General features: G+C 60.1%; 13 protein-coding genes and 1 riboswitch. Of the genes, 11 read left to right on the top strand and 2 right to left on the bottom strand.

From position 1 onward, the window contains the following. Together H597_RS30915 and H597_RS0114550 are read left to right on the top strand one after the other, a co-directional pair. Positions 1-882: Ig-like domain-containing protein (locus H597_RS30915; RefSeq protein ID WP_035374253.1), on the top strand; the 882-nt coding region annotated here is incomplete at its 5' end. Positions 883-1,150: 268 nt separating this feature from the next. Beyond that, positions 1,151-1,239, top strand: a riboswitch (cyclic di-GMP riboswitch). Between the two features lie 102 nt (positions 1,240-1,341). Beyond that, the gene (locus tag H597_RS0114550) at positions 1,342-3,102 is read left to right on the top strand and encodes a S8 family serine peptidase (protein WP_035374251.1); all 1,761 of its coding nucleotides are present in this window, start codon (positions 1,342-1,344) and stop codon (positions 3,100-3,102) included. Positions 3,103-3,160: 58 nt separating this feature from the next. On the opposite strand, the gene H597_RS0114545 is transcribed toward H597_RS0114550, so the two are convergent. Beyond that, the gene (locus H597_RS0114545) at positions 3,161-3,913 is read right to left on the bottom strand and encodes a PEP-CTERM sorting domain-containing protein (protein ID WP_154668110.1); all 753 of its coding nucleotides are present in this window, start codon (positions 3,911-3,913) and stop codon (positions 3,161-3,163) included. A gap of 232 nt (positions 3,914-4,145) precedes the next feature. Here H597_RS0114545 and H597_RS0114540 point away from each other — a divergent pair, with 232 nt between their 5' ends. From H597_RS0114540 to H597_RS0114505, 8 genes are all read left to right on the top strand, one after another. Beyond that, on the top strand, positions 4,146-5,609 hold the full coding sequence (locus H597_RS0114540; RefSeq protein WP_083941102.1) for a protein adenylyltransferase SelO: 1,464 nt from the start codon (positions 4,146-4,148) through the stop codon (positions 5,607-5,609). Positions 5,610-5,618: 9 nt separating this feature from the next. Beyond that, complete coding sequence (gene msrB, locus H597_RS0114535) at positions 5,619-6,014, top strand: peptide-methionine (R)-S-oxide reductase MsrB (RefSeq protein WP_028102797.1); 396 nt, start codon at positions 5,619-5,621, stop codon at positions 6,012-6,014. A gap of 5 nt (positions 6,015-6,019) precedes the next feature. Next, positions 6,020-6,649 (top strand): septation protein A, encoded by a 630-nt coding sequence (locus H597_RS0114530; protein WP_028102796.1) that lies wholly within the window; start codon positions 6,020-6,022, stop codon positions 6,647-6,649. Further along, positions 6,646-6,918, top strand: a complete 273-nt coding sequence (locus H597_RS0114525; RefSeq protein WP_028102795.1) for a BolA family protein — start codon at positions 6,646-6,648, stop codon at positions 6,916-6,918. The genes H597_RS0114530 and H597_RS0114525 overlap by 4 nt, the downstream gene beginning before the upstream one ends. A 123-nt stretch (positions 6,919-7,041) precedes the next feature. Continuing rightward, the gene (locus tag H597_RS0114520) at positions 7,042-7,821 is read left to right on the top strand and encodes a peptidylprolyl isomerase (protein WP_028102794.1); all 780 of its coding nucleotides are present in this window, start codon (positions 7,042-7,044) and stop codon (positions 7,819-7,821) included. Positions 7,822-7,885: 64 nt separating this feature from the next. Then, the gene (locus tag H597_RS0114515; protein ID WP_028102793.1) at positions 7,886-8,662 is read left to right on the top strand and encodes a peptidylprolyl isomerase; all 777 of its coding nucleotides are present in this window, start codon (positions 7,886-7,888) and stop codon (positions 8,660-8,662) included. Between the two features lie 73 nt (positions 8,663-8,735). Next, entirely contained in the window at positions 8,736-9,395 is a 660-nt protein-coding gene (locus H597_RS0114510; RefSeq protein WP_028102792.1) for a DNA alkylation repair protein, read from the top strand. A 150-nt stretch (positions 9,396-9,545) separates the two neighbouring features. Further along, positions 9,546-10,226 (top strand): hypothetical protein, encoded by a 681-nt coding sequence (locus H597_RS0114505; RefSeq protein WP_154668109.1) that lies wholly within the window; start codon positions 9,546-9,548, stop codon positions 10,224-10,226. Here the strand turns inward: H597_RS0114505 and purL are convergent. Continuing rightward, positions 10,223-14,266 carry a phosphoribosylformylglycinamidine synthase gene (gene purL, locus H597_RS0114500; RefSeq protein ID WP_028102790.1) on the bottom strand — a complete coding sequence of 1,348 codons (4,044 nt, stop codon included), beginning with the start codon at positions 14,264-14,266 and terminating at the stop codon, positions 10,223-10,225. The two genes, H597_RS0114505 and purL, sit on opposite strands and share 4 nt — an antisense overlap. Positions 14,267-14,486: 220 nt before the next feature. Between purL and H597_RS0114495 the strand changes: the two genes are divergently transcribed. Then, positions 14,487-16,097: a tetratricopeptide repeat-containing response regulator gene (locus H597_RS0114495; RefSeq protein WP_028102789.1), complete on the top strand. Its 1,611-nt coding sequence runs from the start codon at positions 14,487-14,489 to the stop codon at positions 16,095-16,097. Positions 16,098-16,106: the final 9 nt, after the last annotated feature.

Genomic DNA, 16,106 nt, shown 5'->3' with positions numbered 1-16,106 from the left:
AACCTGTCGAGCTTCTCCAGCTACGGCGCCTTCACCGCCCTGTCGGCGCCAGGCTCGGGCATCTACACCACCGTGCAAGGCGGCACCTACGGCTCCGTCAACGGTACGTCCTTCGCCAGCCCGATCGCCGCTGCCGTGGCAGCCCTGGTGATGTCGGCCAATCCTTCCCTGAGCGCCGACCAGGTGCAGAACATCCTGTTCAGCACCGCTGTCGACCTCGGTACGCCTGGCCGCGACAGCTATTTCGGCTACGGCCGTGTCAATGCCGCTGCAGCCGTGGCCGCCGCCAAGGCCCAGCCAGCGCCTGATACCACGGCACCAAGCGTTGCCATCGCCAACCCGGCGGGCGGCAACACCGTCTCCGGCCTGGTGTCGATCGGCGTGAATGCCTCCGATAATGTGGGCGTGGCCCAGGTAGACCTGAAAGTCAACGGCACAGTAGTCGCTTCCGCTGCCACCGGCCCATACAGCTTCAGCTGGGATTCGACCGGTGCGGTAAACGGCACCAACAACCTGGTCGCCATCGCTTACGACGCAGCCGGGAATGTCGCTACGTCCAGCGTCGTGGCCGTGAACGTCGCCAACGCCGTCCAGCCTCCAGCTGCCGACACGGTCGCTCCCGTGGTCGCCATCGCCAACCCGACTGTTGGCGCTGTGTCCGGCACCGTGAACGTGACCGTGAATGCCTCCGACAACAGCGGCGCAGCCGGCATCAACATGAGCGTGTACATCGACGGTCAACTGAAAGCTTCCGGCGCCGGCTCCTCCCTGGCCTACAGCTGGAACACTCGCAAGCTCGCTGCCGGCAGCCACACCATCCAGGCTGTAGCCAAGGATGCTGCTGGCAACACTTCCACCACCAGCGTGCAAGTGACTCGCTAATTAATAAACATCCCCTGTTCAACCCGGCTTCGGCCGGGTTTTTTTATTGGCAAATAGAAAGACCAGTTAATGTCACGCCAAATGAAAATTATTTAATATCAATTTCCGCGCACCATTAGTTAACTCATTGATTTGACTGAATATTATTAATAGCTACAATCATGCAAGCCAACTTTGCACAAATGCTCAGATTGATTTGTATCAGGACGTAAATGTCGGGCAAATCCAATTGCCTGACGGTAAATCTTCACCTACTATCGCCCCTGAAGTCTGACAAAGGCAAACCGCGCGAAAGCACGGGACGCAAAGTCAACGGTCTAACGACGCCAAAGCGTCCATGACGGCTGGACTGCCAGAAACACAGGTGACACTGAAGTCCCCGGTGTGCTCTTCAACCGCCCTTCGCTGGGCGGCGGGCAGTCCCTTTTTCCGCAACCTCGAAAACAGGACTCGCTCTTAATGAAGATTCGCACCCATATCGCCACCCTCATCCTTGCTGGCGCCACCCCGATCGTATTCGCAGCCCCAGCCAACGCAGAACCCGCTTTCGCAGGCGGGCGCATCCTGGTCGAACCAAGGGCAGGCTTGACTGCCGACGAATTCGCCAGAGATCTCAAGATCCATGGCGCCGGCAAAGCGCATAAGCTGGGCCAGAGCAATATTCACCTCATCGACGTGCCGCACGGCTCGGAAAAAGCCATCGCCAACAAGCTCAAGAACAACCCGCACTTCAAGTTCGCCGAACTGGACCAGCGCGTTGAAGTCGCCGCCACCACGAACGACCCTTATCTGGGCAGCGAATGGCATATCAATAAAATCGGCGCAAATACTGCCTGGGACAAGACGCAAGGCAGCGGCATCATTATTGCCATCCTGGACTCCGGCCAGGACGCCACCCACCCTGACCTGATTGGCAACACCGTCCCTGGCTACAATATCTATGACAACAACAGCAACACCGCCGACGTTTGCGGTCACGGCACCAAGGTCGCCGGCGCTGCGGCAGCGATCGGCAACAACGCGGCCGGCGTGACCGGCGTGGCCGGCAAAGCCAAGATCATGCCGGTGCGTATCGCTTACAATAATTCCGGCTCCTGCTATGCCCTTTTCTCGACCATGGCCAGCGGCGTGACCTGGGCCGCCGACCACGGCGCCCGCGTCGTCAACATCAGCTACGGCAATGCCCCAAGCAGCGCGGCGGTGCAAAGCGCAGCCAATTACCTGCGCAGCAAAGGCGGCCTGCTGTTCGTCTCCACCGGCAACAACGCCAAGGATGAAGGCTTCGTCCCGACCAGCACCATGATTCCCGTGTCCTCGACCGATTCAGCCGACAACCTGTCGAGCTTCTCCAGCTATGGTGCCTACACCGCCCTGTCGGCGCCAGGCTCGGGCATCTACACCACTGTACAAGGCGGCACCTACGGCTCCGTCAACGGCACGTCCTTCGCCAGCCCGATCGCCGCTGCCGTGGCCGCCCTGGTGATGTCGGCCAACCCTTCCCTGAGCGCCGACCAGGTGCAGAACATCCTGTTCAGCACCGCAGTCGACCTCGGTACTCCTGGCCGCGACAGCAAATTCGGCTATGGCCGCGTGAATGCCGCTGCAGCGGTTCAGGCCGCAGGCGCGAGCACGACCGCTCCGGCCGATGCTGCCGCCCCGCTTGTTTCAATCGCCAGCCCTCTAGCCGGCAGTACCGTCAGCGGTACTGTGACCGTCAATGTCAACGCATCCGACAATGTGGGCGTCTCGCGGGTGGACCTGAAAGTGAATGGCACGGTTGTCGCGACAGACTCGTCCGGCCCGTTCTCTTTCGCCTGGGATTCGAAAGGCGTAGCGAATGGCATGAACAGCCTGGTGGCTGTGGCGTATGATGCTGCCGGCAACGTGGCCTCTTCGAACGCAGTCTCGGTCAACGTGACCAATGCGGCCGCGACTCCAGTGCAAGACAGCATCCCACCTGTACTGACGATTGCAAATCCCGTCTCCGGCGCCGTCTCGGGCAATGTGGATGTGGTCGTCAACGCATCCGACAATAGCGGCGCCGCCGGCATCAAGCTTTCCATCTATATTGATGACAGCCTGGCTGGCAGCGGCAGTGGCTCGAGCCTGGTTTATCGCTGGAGTACACGTAAGCTTGCGCGCGGCACCCACACTGTGCAAGGCGTGGCGCGCGATGCAGCGGGTAACACCTCCAGCAAGACTGTCCAAGTCACCCGATAAACGACGCGGGATCCGCAATTGAAAACCGGGCCGCCGACCCGGTTTTCATTGAACAAACTCAGCGGCTACGGCGCCTGCGGGCAAGTGCCAAGCCCATCAGCCCTGTACCGATCAGTGCCAGCGATGCAGGCTCAGGAGTCTCGTTGGAGCCGCCACCGCATTCCGGAAGGCTCGGATTATCGTCGCAAGGATTGCCGGGAGGCTGGCAGTCCGTACCGCTTACGCAAGCCGACAACCAAACGCTGCTCGCATAGCCCTGGACATGCACTGCGCCTTGAATGTTCTTATCGTTGACATCGCCATTTTTGTTGACAGAGAAGTAGTTGAACGACGTGGCGGACAGGAAGTCGCTGGTCGTCACCGTGTACTCCGAGGTATGGCCGATACCGAGCTGGCCCGGGAAGGCCTGGTTAAATTGGAACCGCAAATCGAATAGCCCGCCGCCATCGGCTTTATAGCTGTTCGGCGATGTGTAGTAGACACCGCCCGATTTCGCCTGCGTCCCGCTGATGAACTGGTAGGAAGTGAAGGTATTGTTCGGGTCAAGGTTGAAATACCAGTCATTGACGTAGGCGCCAGCCAGCAGGTTATTGTTGACGGCCATGACAATGTCCGCTGTTTTCAATCCCACGCTCCATGTGATCGTTGCCGTCGCGTAGACGGTAGAAGGATCGGCCGGCGCGCCCGGCACGGTCCCGCTGTAAGCTCCGGAATTACTGAAGCTGTAGACCAGCACATCAGCTTGCGCGACCGGAGCGGCTAAGACGGCGATCCCCAATGCTGCACCCAACAGTTGTTTCAAGGTTTTCATGGCACCCCCTATCTGGTTGTTGTACGCAAGTCGATCCATTAAGCGTGCCCAGCTGTTACATTTGAATAGAATCAAACAGTTGAGCTCGGCCTTACGGCTGTTACCTCATCCACTGTAAAATTTTTCGACGGCAAACTTAGTTAAATCCGGAAATCAAAAGATTCTTAAAGGATACTTAGCCACACCCTGCCTCCCCTCTATTTGGGGTGCGCTGCGCTACAATGCGGGTGCTATGACTGCCGCCACCTTCCCATTTGAAAATTCCTTCGCAAGCCTGCCGGCTGCGTTCTATACCCGCCTAATGCCAACGCCCTTGCCGGCGCCTTATCTGGTGGCGGCGAGCCCCTCTGCGGCACGTCTTGCCGGACTGGATCCGGCGGCGCTGGCGCATGAGGACGCGGTCGCCATCCTGACGGGCAACCGGGTCGCGGAACGCTCCCAGCCCCTGGCGACGGTATATTCGGGGCACCAGTTCGGCGTCTGGGCCGGACAATTGGGGGATGGCCGCGCCATCCTGCTCGGCGACCTTGCGGGAGCCGAAGGGGCCATTGAGCTCCAGCTGAAAGGCGCCGGCATGACGCCTTATTCCAGAATGGGCGATGGGCGCGCCGTGCTGCGCTCGTCGATCCGCGAATTCCTGTGCTCGGAAGCGATGCACGGCCTCGGTATTCCAACCACCCGCGCCCTATCCGTGGTCGGCTCGGATCAGGGGGTGGTGCGCGAGTTGATTGAAACTGCCGCTGTCGTCGTGCGCATGGCGCCGACCTTCATCCGCTTCGGCTCCTTCGAACATTGGTATTACAACCGCAAGCACGACGAGCTCAAGCAGCTTGCCGATTACGTCATAGACCGTTTTTATCCCGCCCTGCGCGATGAGGAAAGCCCTTACGCGGCATTGCTGGAAGAAGTCACCCGCCGCACAGCGCGTATGATTGCCCACTGGCAAGCTGTCGGCTTCATGCATGGCGTGATGAATACCGACAATATGTCCATCCTGGGCCAGACCCTGGACTACGGGCCATTCGGTTTTATGGAAGGCTTTGACGCTAACCACATCTGTAACCATAGCGACGATCGCGGCCGCTATTCGTACGCCAACCAGCCTCAGATCGGGCATTGGAACTGCTATGCCCTGGCGCAGGCGCTATTGCCGCTGATTGGGGAGGTCGAACTCACGCAGGAAGCGCTGGACGTCTACCAGCCGGAATTCGCACGCCATATCGACCAACTGCTGCATGCCAAGCTCGGCCTGAACACCAGCCAGGAAGGCGACCGGGAACTGCTCGACGCCCTGTTCGCGCTGATGCAAGCCAACCATACCGACTTCACGATCTTCTTCCGCCGGCTCAGCACCCTGCAATCCGGCGGCCCGGAGGGCGACGAACCGCTGCGCGATCTTTTCATCGACCGCCCAGCCTTCGATCAATGGGCGGAATCCTACCGTGCGCGCCTGCGCGCGGAAAACAGCGACGATGCGGCGCGCAAGCTTGCGATGGATCAGGTCAACCCGAAGTATGTGCTGAGAAACTATATGGCCCAGCTCGCCATCGAAAAGGCGCAGAATAAGGACTTCTCCGAAGTCGAACGCCTGCGGGCACTGCTCGAACGCCCATTCGACGAACAGCCGGAAAATGAAGAATATGCAGGCTTCCCGCCGGACTGGTCCAGCCAGCTGTCGGTCAGCTGCTCATCGTGAGAGAAAAACATGGACAAAGTAGTCAAGACCGACGCCGAATGGCGCGCCGAACTCGACCCGATGGAATACCAGGTCACCCGCCACGCGGCGACTGAACGCGCCTTTACCGGCAAGTTCTGGGACCACCACGAGCACGGCATTTACACCTGCGTGTGCTGCAATACGCCCTTGTTTGAATCCGATGCGAAGTTCGATTCAGGCTGCGGCTGGCCAAGCTATTTCAAAGCACTGGATCCGGCCAATATCATAGAGAAAACCGACCGCTCGCATGGTATGCTGCGCACCGAAATCATCTGTGCAGTCTGCGATGCCCACCTGGGCCATGTGTTCCCGGATGGTCCTCCGCCGACCGGATTGCGCTATTGCATCAATTCGGCTTCGCTGCGCTTCGAACCCAAGCCTTGATTAATATGAAGATTCTTTTCGATTTGTTTCCGCTGCTCCTATTCTTTGTCAGCTATAAGTTGGCTGGCGGCCATCAGGATGCAATCCATTCAGTCCTGAACGAACACGTTGGCAAATTTGTTTCCGGCGGGGCTATTCCGGCCTCGCAGGCCCCTCTGATCGCGGCCACCATCGTCGGCATTATCGCAACGACCGCCCAGGTCCTTTATCTCCTGGCGCGCCGCAAAAAAGTCGATGGTGCCCTGTGGATCTCACTGGTCGTCTTTGTCGTGTTCGGCAGCATGACCATCTATTTCCACGATGGGGACTTTATCAAGTGGAAACCCACGGTTATCTATTGGGCGTTGGCGACCGCAATGCTAGTGGCCTACCGCTTCTTTGATAAAAATATGATTCGGGTTGCCATGGAAAAGCAGGTCCAATTGCCCGAGCCTGTCTGGGTCCGGCTGCATTTCATGTGGGTGACCTTCTGGCTGGTGTTGGGTTTTGTTAACCTGTTCGTCGCATTCGTCCTGTTCAAATCCCAGGATGAGGCTTGGGTGAACTTCAAGCTCTTTGGTGTTACCGGCCTGATGCTGGTGTTTTTCATCGCCCAGGCTTTTTACCTGTCCAAACATATTAAGGATGAAGCATGACCGATCCGCGCCTGGCCAAGATTCGTGAGCGTCTGGAAGCGGCGTTGGCACCACAGGAAATCGTGCTCGATGATGAGTCCGCACTGCATGCCGGCCATGCCGGCGCCGCCTCGGGCGGAGGCCATTACCGCCTGAAAATAGTCTCTACTAAATTCGAGGGTGTGAAACTCGTCATGCGCCATCGTCTCGTGTATGATTCCGTGCACGATATGATGCATAAAGAAATTCATGCATTGGCCATTACCGCATTGGCACCGTCCGAAGTATGATATGCGCGGAGTTTTTGGGAATCATCAAAAAGAACCTCAAACAATTGAATAGTAGAGACGTCTCGGCGAGCTTCCCCAGAATCCCCGCAATTCAGTAAACTTTCCCGTTAGGAATAAAACTAAATGACTTTCAAGCCAGCCCGCTTGCTGCTCGCACTTATCGCCGTTGCTGCCGCACCAGCTTTCGCCCAGAACGCCGCCGTCGTCAATGGCAAAGCCATCCCGACCGCCAAAGTTGAAGCTGTGGTCAAGCAAGTCGTCGCCCAAGGCCAGCAGCAAGACTCGCCGCAACTGCGCGAAATGATCAAGAAATCCCTGATCGGCCGCGAAGTAATGATCCAGGAAGCCGAGAAGCAAGGTTTCGCCAAGAACAACGACGTGAAGACCGCACTGGAACAGGCTCGCCAGGACATCCTGCTGCAAGCGCTGGCCGCCGACTTCGTCAAGAAGAACCCGGTTAGCGACGCCGAAATCAAAGCGGAATACGACCGTGCTGTCGCTGCCGAAGGCGGCAAGGAATACCACGTGCGCCACATCCTGGTGGACTCCGAAAAAGAAGCCACCGACATCATCGCCAAGCTGAAAGCCGGCGCGAAATTTGAAGACCTGGCCAAGAACTCCAAGGACACTGGCTCCGCAGCCAACGGCGGCGACCTGGATTGGGGTATGCCAAGCAACTTCCCTAAAGTCTTCGCCGATGCCTTCACCGCCCTGCAAAAAGGCCAGGTCACCGAGAAGCCAGTGCAGACCCCAAGCGGTTTCCACGTGATCAAGGTTGACGACGTTCGCGATGCCAAGCTGCCTAGCCTGGATGAAGCCAAGCAGCAAGTCGCTGAAAAGCTGATGCGCGCCAAGCTGCAAAACTACCAGGAAGCCCTGGTGAAAAAAGCCAAGGTAAACTAATCCGTCACGGACCTGATCCGGCGCCCACGTGGCGCCGGATTTATTTCAACTAAGGAAATACTCAATGAAATTCAAACCAGCCACCCTGCTGTTGGCCCTGGTCGCCGTAACTGCGGCCCCTGCGTTCGCCCAAACCGTCGCCACCGTGAACGGCAAAGCAATTCCATCCGCCCAGATGGACGCCATGCTCAAGCAAGCTGCCGCCCAAGGCCAGCCTGACTCGCCTGAGCTGCGCGATATGATCAAGAAGTCGCTGATCGGCCGTGAAGTGCTGGTGCAGGAAGCCACCAAGCAAGGTGTTGCCGCGAACAAAGACGTCAAGGAAGCGCTGGAACAGGCACGCCAGGACATCCTGGTGCGTGCCCTGCTGGTGAACTACGTCAAGAAGAATCCAGTGAGCGATGCCGAAATCAAGGCTGCTTATGAACAATACAAAGCCAGCAAGTCCGACAAGGAATACCACGGCCGCCACATCCTGGTGAAAACCGAAAAAGAAGCCACCGACATCATCGCCAAGCTGAAAGGCGGCGCCAAGTTTGAGGACCTGGCCAAGGCTTCCCTCGATCCAGGTTCGGCTGCAAACGGCGGCGATCTGGGCTGGGCCAACCCGGCGACCTACGTGAAGCCTTTCGGTGACGCCCTGGTTGCATTGAAAGACGGTCAAGTCACCGAGAAGCCAGTGCAGTCTGAATATGGCTACCACGTCATCCGCCTGGAAGGCAGCCGCGCGGCCAAGGTTGCGACCCTCGACGAACTGAAACCACAGATTTCCGAGTCACTGATCCAGCGTAAAGTTGGCGCATACCGCGAACAACTGATGGCCAAGGCAAAAGTACAATAATTATCGTCCCAGTCCGGCGGCAAATGCTTCCGGACCCGGACTGCCAAGCGCCCCGCGGGGCGCTTTTTTCATTATGACGACGACCAAACTGCTCATCACTGCCCTCGCCCCGCTCGCCGACCCCGCACGTGCCCCGCTCATGCAAGCCTATATGCGCGACCAGTTTCCCTTCCTCGGCATTGCCACACCAGCCCGGCGGGAAGCCGTCAAACCAGTGCTGCGGAGCATGAAAGGGGCTGCTTCCGAAGAGCTGCTCGGCATTGCCGGCGAGCTCTGGGAGCTTGCTGAGAGGGAATTCCAATATGTCGCCATTGATTTGATGGCTATGCACTGGCAGCAACTCAGCATGCATGATTTGCCGGCGCTACAGGCGCTCGTCCTGCGCAAATCGTGGTGGGATACGGTCGACGGCTTGGCGGGGGTGGTTGGGGATGTGTTGCGATTTGACCATCACGGCATGGACCAGGCTTTGCGACACGACAATTTCTGGATGCGGCGGATTGCCCTGCTCCACCAATTGGGCTGGCGCGGCAAAACCGATGAGAAGCGCCTATTCCAATATTCGCTTTCACTCGGCCATGAAAATGAATTTTTCATTCAAAAAGCAATTGGCTGGGCGCTTCGGGATTATGCCCGGCATGCGCCAGATAATGTAGCACATTTTATTAATGAAAATATGCGGCATTTGTCGAAGCTGAGTGTCCGCGAAGCTGGCAAACATCTCTCACTCTGAGGGGCAAGCCTGGAATTGGCGTGTACATGCTATATCCTAGCGTGCAGATTAATAGCCGCCGCTGCACTTCAAAACAACAGAATAATGCGCGCAATTGCCGCTCGTTTTAATGTCACGTTAAAATCGTGGCAACTAAAAGGAGGCTGGCAAATGAATAAACTCGCATTACGGCAGTTAATGCTCTGTGCCGCAATTATTATCTCGGCCCCAGCCACGGCAGGCGTCGTTGCCACTTTTGACGACCTCCCAGCCCCGCCAGCACTCGATAGCGGCGCGGGCCTGCAGTGGACCAATGGCGCCAACGGACTGCTCTATCAAGGCGTCACCTGGGATAGCCGCTTCGGCGTCATTGGCGATCAATACCGCGTCGGGGGAGCCGGCAGTCCATTGTTCGGCATCCCTCATTCAGGCCACTATTTCGCGTCCAACCAGGACGGCGCGACAGGCATGACTATCAATACCAGCAAGGTATTGACCGGCGCCTGGTTCGGCCGCAACCAGTACTACGGCTTTGGCGAGGGCGGCGCGGACCAGGTGACAATCGTCGCCCTGAATGGCGCGATTGAACTTGCTTCGGTGGTGTTTGATTTGCCGGAAAGTCATCCGGGCTTGCCGGAACCCTTGTCCTTCATCGATACCAGCCTGTTTGCCGCGCTGGGCCCGATTACTGGCTATCGCATCGACCGGCGCGAACTGGGCCAGCAAAGCGGCAACTGGGTGGCCGACGACTTCAGCTTCGCCGATCCAACCCAGGTGCCGGCCCCGGGCGGGGCCGTATTAATGCTTGGAGGCATGGCCGCCTTGCTGGCGGCCCGCCGCCGGCGCGCTTAGCCGATAAACTTGCGCGCGTTGCCCCACATGCGCGCCCAAGGCGAATCCTCGCCCCAGCCATCGGGGTGCCAGGAGTTCTGCACAGTACGCGAAACGCGCTCCGGGTGCGGCATCATCACGGTGAATCGACCGTCCGGGGTGGTGACCGACGTCAGGCCGCGTGGCGCGCTGTTCGGGTTGTAAGGATAGGTTTCGGTCGCATTGCCCTTGTTGTCGATGAAGCGCAAGGCAGCGATTGCCTCATCAATATTTCCGGTTTGGCTGAAGTCGGCAAAACCTTCGCCATGCGCAATGGCGATCGGTGCCTGGGTGCCGGCCATGCCCTGCAGGAAGATCGACGGCGAATCCATCACCTCCACCATGGAGAAGCGTGCTTCGAACTTCTCCGACTTGTTGGTGGTGAACTTTGGCCAGGCGTGCGCGCCAGGGATCAGGGCTTTCAGGTTGGACATCATCTGGCAGCCATTGCAGATACCCAGGCCAAAGGTGTCCTTGCGATGGAAGAAGGTCGAGAACTGCTCCGCCATTTCCGGGTTGAACAGGATGGACTTGGCCCAGCCTTCGCCCGCCCCCAGCACGTCGCCATAGGAGAAGCCGCCCACCGCGATAATGCCCTGGAAGTCGGCCAGCGAAACGCGGCGCGCAATCAGGTCGCTCATGTGCACGTCGACGGCGGTAAAGCCGGCGCGGTGCATAGCCCAGGCGGTTTCGATATGCGAGTTCACGCCCTGTTCGCGCAGGATTGCGACGCGCGGACGCACGCCGCTGGCCAGGAACGGCGCCGCGACATTTTCCGCCATGTCGAAAGTGACCTTCGGCTGCATGCCGGGATCGGTTTCGTCCAGCAGGCGTTCGTACTCGGCATCCGCCGTGGCGGGATTTTCGCGTACACGGGAAATACGCCAGCTGGTTTCGCTCCACAGGCGGTGCAGATCGACACGCGGCTGCGAGTAGATGATCTTGGCGTCGCGGGTGAATTCGATCACGCCGCGGTCATTCAGCTTGCCGATGATATGGCTGCAGGCGCCCAGGTTGAAGCTGCGCAGCACATCCATGACGGCCGATTTCTCGTCTGCACGCACCTGGATCACGGCGCCCAGCTCCTCGTTGAACAACGCCGACAGGGTCAGCTCATTGCGGCGTTCCGCCACTTGGCCAGCCCAGTTCTTGGCGTCGCCATGGTCCATCGTGCCTTCGTCGCCCAGGGTCAGCATGTCCAGGTTGACGGACAGGCCGGCGCGGCCGGCGAAGGCCATTTCCACCAGAGTGGTGTACAGGCCACCGTCGGAACGGTCATGGTAAGCCAGGATCTTGCCTTCCTTGTTCAACTGCTGGATGGCGTTGAAGAAGCCCTTCAGGTCTTCCGGCGAATCCACGTCCGGCGCGACATTGCCCAGCTGGCCCATCACCTGCGCCAGCGCCGAGGCGCCCATACGGTTCTTGCCGCGGCCCAGGTCGATGACGATCAGCGAAGTTTCGCCCAGATCGGTGCGGATCTGCGGCGTCAGCGACTTGCGCACGTCGTACACTGGCGAGAAGCCGGAAACAATCAGCGACACCGGCGAAATCACGGCCTTGTCCGCGCCCTCGTCCTTCCAGGTGGTGCGCATCGACAGGGAATCCTTGCCGACCGGAATCGACAGGCCCAGTGCCGGGCACAGGTCCATGCCGACCGCTTTCACGGTATCGAACAGGGCCGCGTCCTGGCCCGGCTGGCCGCAAGCGGCCATCCAGTTGGCCGACAGCTTGATGTCGGAAATATCATTGATCGGCGCCGCCGCCAGGTTGGTGACGGTCTCGCCCACGGCCATGCGGCCGGAAGCCGGCGCATCGATCACGGCCAGCGGCGTGCGCTCGCCCATCGCCATCGCCTCGCCCACATAGCCCTCATAGCTCAGGGTGGTCACGGCGCAGTCGGCCACCGGCACCTGCCATGGGCCGACCATCTGGTCGCGCACGGACATGCCGCCTACGGTACGGTCGCCAATGGTGATCAGGAAGCTCTTGTCGGCCACGGTTGGCAGCAGCAGCACGCGCTTGGCGGCTTCTTCCAGCTGGATGCCGGTCAGGTCGATCGCCGGCAGCGTGGTCTGTACATGCTTGACGTCGCGGTGCATCTTCGGCGGTTTGCCCAGCAGGACTTCCATCGGCATATCGACCGGGTTATTGCCCATTTCCTGGTCGATCACCTTCAGCTGGCGCTCTTCAGTTGCCACGCCGACAACGGCGAACGGGCAGCGCTCGCGCTCGCACAGAGCCTGGAACTGGGCCAAGTCCGCTGGAGCGATAGCCAGCACATAGCGTTCCTGCGATTCGTTGGACCAGATTTCCTTCGGCGCCATGCCGGATTCTTCCAGCGGCACCTTGCGCAGGTCAAAGATCGCGCCGCGTTTGGCGTCGTTGGTGATCTCCGGGAAAGCATTCGACAGGCCGCCCGCGCCGACATCGTGGATCGAAATGATCGGGTTCTTGTCAGCCAGCTGCCAGCAGCCATTGATGACTTCCTGGGCACGGCGCTCCATTTCCGGATTGCCGCGCTGGACGGAATCAAAGTCCAGGTCGGCGGTATTGGTGCCGGTTGCCATCGACGACGCGGCGGAACCGCCCATGCCGATGCGCATGCCCGGGCCGCCCAGCTGGATCAGCAGGCTGCCGACCGGGATGTCGTTCTTGTGGGTATGCGAGGCGGAAATATTGCCGATACCGCCGGCGATCATGATCGGCTTGTGGTAGCCGAACACGGTGTCTTTGCCGCCGGCGAACTGCTGGCCGATATTCTGTTCGTAGGTACGGAAGTAGCCGCCCAGCACAGGACGGCCGAATTCGTTCGAGAACGCGGCACCGCCCAGCGGGCCGTCGATCATGATCTGCAGCGGCGAAGCGATACGCTCCGGCTTGCCATACACCTGGCTTTCATCGCGCTTGCCGACCGGGGCCGTCACGCTGGCGGCGTTTTCCCAGGCTTGCACGGCGCCCGGGATCATCAGGTTGGACACGGTGAAACCGGTCAGGCCGGCTTTCGGCTTGGAACCACGGCCGGTCGCGCCTTCGTCGCGGATTTCACCGCCGGCGCCGGTGGAGGCGCCCGGGAACGGGGAAATCGCGGTCGGGTGGTTATGGGTTTCCACCTTCATCAGGGTGTGCACCAGCTCGGTCGACGGTGCGTATTCCTGGCCTTCACGCGGGTAGAAACGGCTGACTTCGGCGCCTTCGATGATGGAAGAGTTGTCCGAATAGGCCACGATGGTGCCGCGCGGGTTTTTCTGGTGCGTGTTCTTGATCATCTTGAACAGCGACATTTCCTGCGCCACGCCGTCAATGGTCCAGTCGGCGTTGAAGATCTTGTGGCGGCAATGCTCGGAGTTCGCCTGCGCGAACATCATCAGTTCCACGTCGGTCGGGTTGCGCTTGGCGTTGGTGAACGCTTCCAGCAGGTAGTCGATCTCATCGTCCGACATCGCCAGGCCCAGGTCGGTATTCGCCTTTTCCAGCGCGGTACGTCCGGCGCCCATCACATCGATGAATTCCAGCGCCTTGGCTTCCAGGCTCGAGAACAGGCCGGCAGCCTGTTCCGGATGACGCAGCACCGATTCGGTCATGCGGTCGTGCAGCAGTGCCGCCACGGCTTGCGCCTGCTCTGCATCGAGCTTTTTAGCCGCGCCCAGGCCGGTGCCCAGCAGGCCGCCTTTCAGGTTGACGCGATAGGCCACGCCGCGCTCCACACGGTGGATATGCGCCATGCCGCAGTTATGCACGATGTCGGTGGCTTTGGAGGCCCACGGCGAGATGGTGCCGAATCGCGGAATGACAACGAACTCTTCGACCACGCCTTCGGCATGCTCCGGCAGGGCTGGCTCGCCATAGGTCAGCAGGCCGTTCATGCGGTTCAGGTCGTCTTCCGACAGGGGCGACGCGGAGTCGACAAAGTGGATGAAGCGGGCTTGGACCGACGTAATGGCCGGCAAAACTGCTTGAAGCTGGTTGAGGAGGCGTTGGCTACGGAAGGAGGACAGGGCGTTGGAACCCGGCAGAATCAACATAGTGGGGGCGGGAAGAATGCAGCGGAGCTGCGGATTAAAGGAATACTGTGCACGAGCTGACTGGTCTTGCTGTATTTCGATTTGCCGACATTATACTGGTTTCAGGCACCACTTCCCACCCTCCCGTGATTGGTCCGAAAGCAACATTTGTGGCATTGCGCCTGTTTTTTGTCCCGCCCAGGAGGTATTCTCCCTCCTATGACAGTCAATAGCCACCAAAATGCAAGAATATAGCGACCTGTCAGTCTTGATTATCGATCCCAACCAGCATATGCGCAGCGGGCTGCACAATATGCTGGGATTGCTCGGGATCACCCGCATCGAGCACGGCGTCAGCGCAGGAACTGCCATCCGCCACCTCGAAAAGAAGACGTTCGACCTGGTCTTGTGCGAGTACGACCTGGGGACCGAACAGGGACAGGATGGCCAGCAATTGCTGGAAGACCTGCGCCACCACAAGCTGATCGCGCCCTCCGCCATCTTCATCATGCTGACCACCGAAGGGGTCTACAGCAAAGTCGTCAGTGCCGCCGAATTGACGCCGACCGACTACATCCTCAAGCCATTCACCGTGGACGTGCTGGCGCAGCGTATTGCACGGGCGGTCGACCGGCGCGGCGCCCTGCTGCAGGTGCACCAGATGCTCGACGGGGGCCGCTTGCGCGAGGCGATACTGGCCAGTGAAGTCTCGGCGGCCGCCAATCCCCGCTATGCGACGGAATGCGCGCGGCTGCGCGCTGAATCCCATTCGGCGCTGGGCGAACTGGCCCAGGCGGAAACGATTTACCGGGAAATACTGGAAATCCGCCCGCTGGGCTGGGCCCAGCTCGGCCTGGCGCGCTGCCAGTACCAGCAGGGCCAGTTCGCGGAAGCGCTGGAAACCCTGCAGCGCCTGATCGACGACAACCCGAAATACATGGCCGCCTATGACCTGATGGCGCGTACCCAGCAGGCGCTTGGCCTGCCCGGCGAGGCGCGCGCGGCGCTGGAGGCGGCCGTTTCCATCTCGCCCCATGTGGTGCGGCGCCTGCGCCATCTGGGCCAGGTCGCGCTGGAGGCCGGCGACGTCGAGGCGGCCGAGAAGACCTTCAAGCAAGTGGTCGCCAAGTCCAAATATTCGGAATTTCGCGACCCGGAAGACCATGTGAACCTGGTGCGGACGCTGGTCAGCAAAGGCGATGCCGCCGGCGCCGCCAACGTCCTGCGCGATCTTGAACGCTCGGCCCGGAGCGGCGCTGCCACCGATGCCTGCAAGGCCTATTCCGCCGCCCTCTTGCAGGAACTGAACGGCAACACCGAGGCGGCGCATGCTCAACTGACCAACGCGGTGCGCGCCGCCAGCGAAACCAGCACTTTGTCGAGCGGCATGAAATTGGGGCTGGCACAAAACTGCCTGCAGCTTGGCATGGACGAGCAAGGCATGCAGCTGCTCGACGCCCTGGCCAGCGACCCCGCCAGCGGCGTCACCGAGGCCGATACGGCGGCGGTCTATGTACGCGCCGGGCGGGCCGAACTGGCCCAGAATGAAGGCGACAGCGTGGAGCGCTACCTCGACGGCCTGGTGCGCCAGGCGGCCGCGCGCAGCGGCCAAGGCGACCAGCGCGGCGCCATCCAGGTGCTGCAGGCGGCCGTCCGCCGGCGCCCGGAGAACGCCGGCCTGATCTCCGCCCTCGCCTCCGCCATGCTGCGCCTGATGGGCGATAGTGGCTGGGAAACCGCGCTGGGCGAACAATGCGCGGCCCTGCTGGTGCGCATGCGCAAGGCCGATCCCCAACATCCGATGCTGGCTGCGCTATCATCCCAGTATGTGACCCTGCGGGGCAAACAATAAGAGACGACG

It is taken from the genome of Pseudoduganella violaceinigra DSM 15887, from assembly GCF_000425385.1.
GTDB lineage: Bacteria > Pseudomonadota > Gammaproteobacteria > Burkholderiales > Burkholderiaceae_D > Rugamonas > Rugamonas violaceinigra.
The sequence above is the reverse complement of the archived record's forward strand: the minus strand, read 5'-3'. Positions and strand labels throughout refer to the sequence as shown.

Bases quoted from the DNA above. Each gene is read 5' to 3' on its own strand.
- H597_RS0114505 (WP_154668109.1), top strand. From the start codon at position 9,546: ATGAATAAACTCGCATTACGGCAGTTAATGCTCTGTGCCGCAATTATT.
- H597_RS0114550 (WP_035374251.1), top strand. From the start codon at position 1,342: ATGAAGATTCGCACCCATATCGCCACCCTCATCCTTGCTGGCGCCACC.
- H597_RS0114530 (WP_028102796.1), top strand. From the start codon at position 6,020: ATGAAGATTCTTTTCGATTTGTTTCCGCTGCTCCTATTCTTTGTCAGC.
- purL (WP_028102790.1), bottom strand. From the start codon at position 14,266: ATGTTGATTCTGCCGGGTTCCAACGCCCTGTCCTCCTTCCGTAGCCAA.
- msrB (WP_028102797.1), top strand. From the start codon at position 5,619: ATGGACAAAGTAGTCAAGACCGACGCCGAATGGCGCGCCGAACTCGAC.
- H597_RS0114540 (WP_083941102.1), top strand. From the start codon at position 4,146: ATGACTGCCGCCACCTTCCCATTTGAAAATTCCTTCGCAAGCCTGCCG.
- H597_RS0114525 (WP_028102795.1), top strand. From the start codon at position 6,646: ATGACCGATCCGCGCCTGGCCAAGATTCGTGAGCGTCTGGAAGCGGCG.
- H597_RS0114515 (WP_028102793.1), top strand. From the start codon at position 7,886: ATGAAATTCAAACCAGCCACCCTGCTGTTGGCCCTGGTCGCCGTAACT.
- H597_RS0114545 (WP_154668110.1), bottom strand. From the start codon at position 3,913: ATGAAAACCTTGAAACAACTGTTGGGTGCAGCATTGGGGATCGCCGTC.
- H597_RS0114510 (WP_028102792.1), top strand. From the start codon at position 8,736: ATGACGACGACCAAACTGCTCATCACTGCCCTCGCCCCGCTCGCCGAC.
- H597_RS0114495 (WP_028102789.1), top strand. From the start codon at position 14,487: ATGCAAGAATATAGCGACCTGTCAGTCTTGATTATCGATCCCAACCAG.
- H597_RS0114520 (WP_028102794.1), top strand. From the start codon at position 7,042: ATGACTTTCAAGCCAGCCCGCTTGCTGCTCGCACTTATCGCCGTTGCT.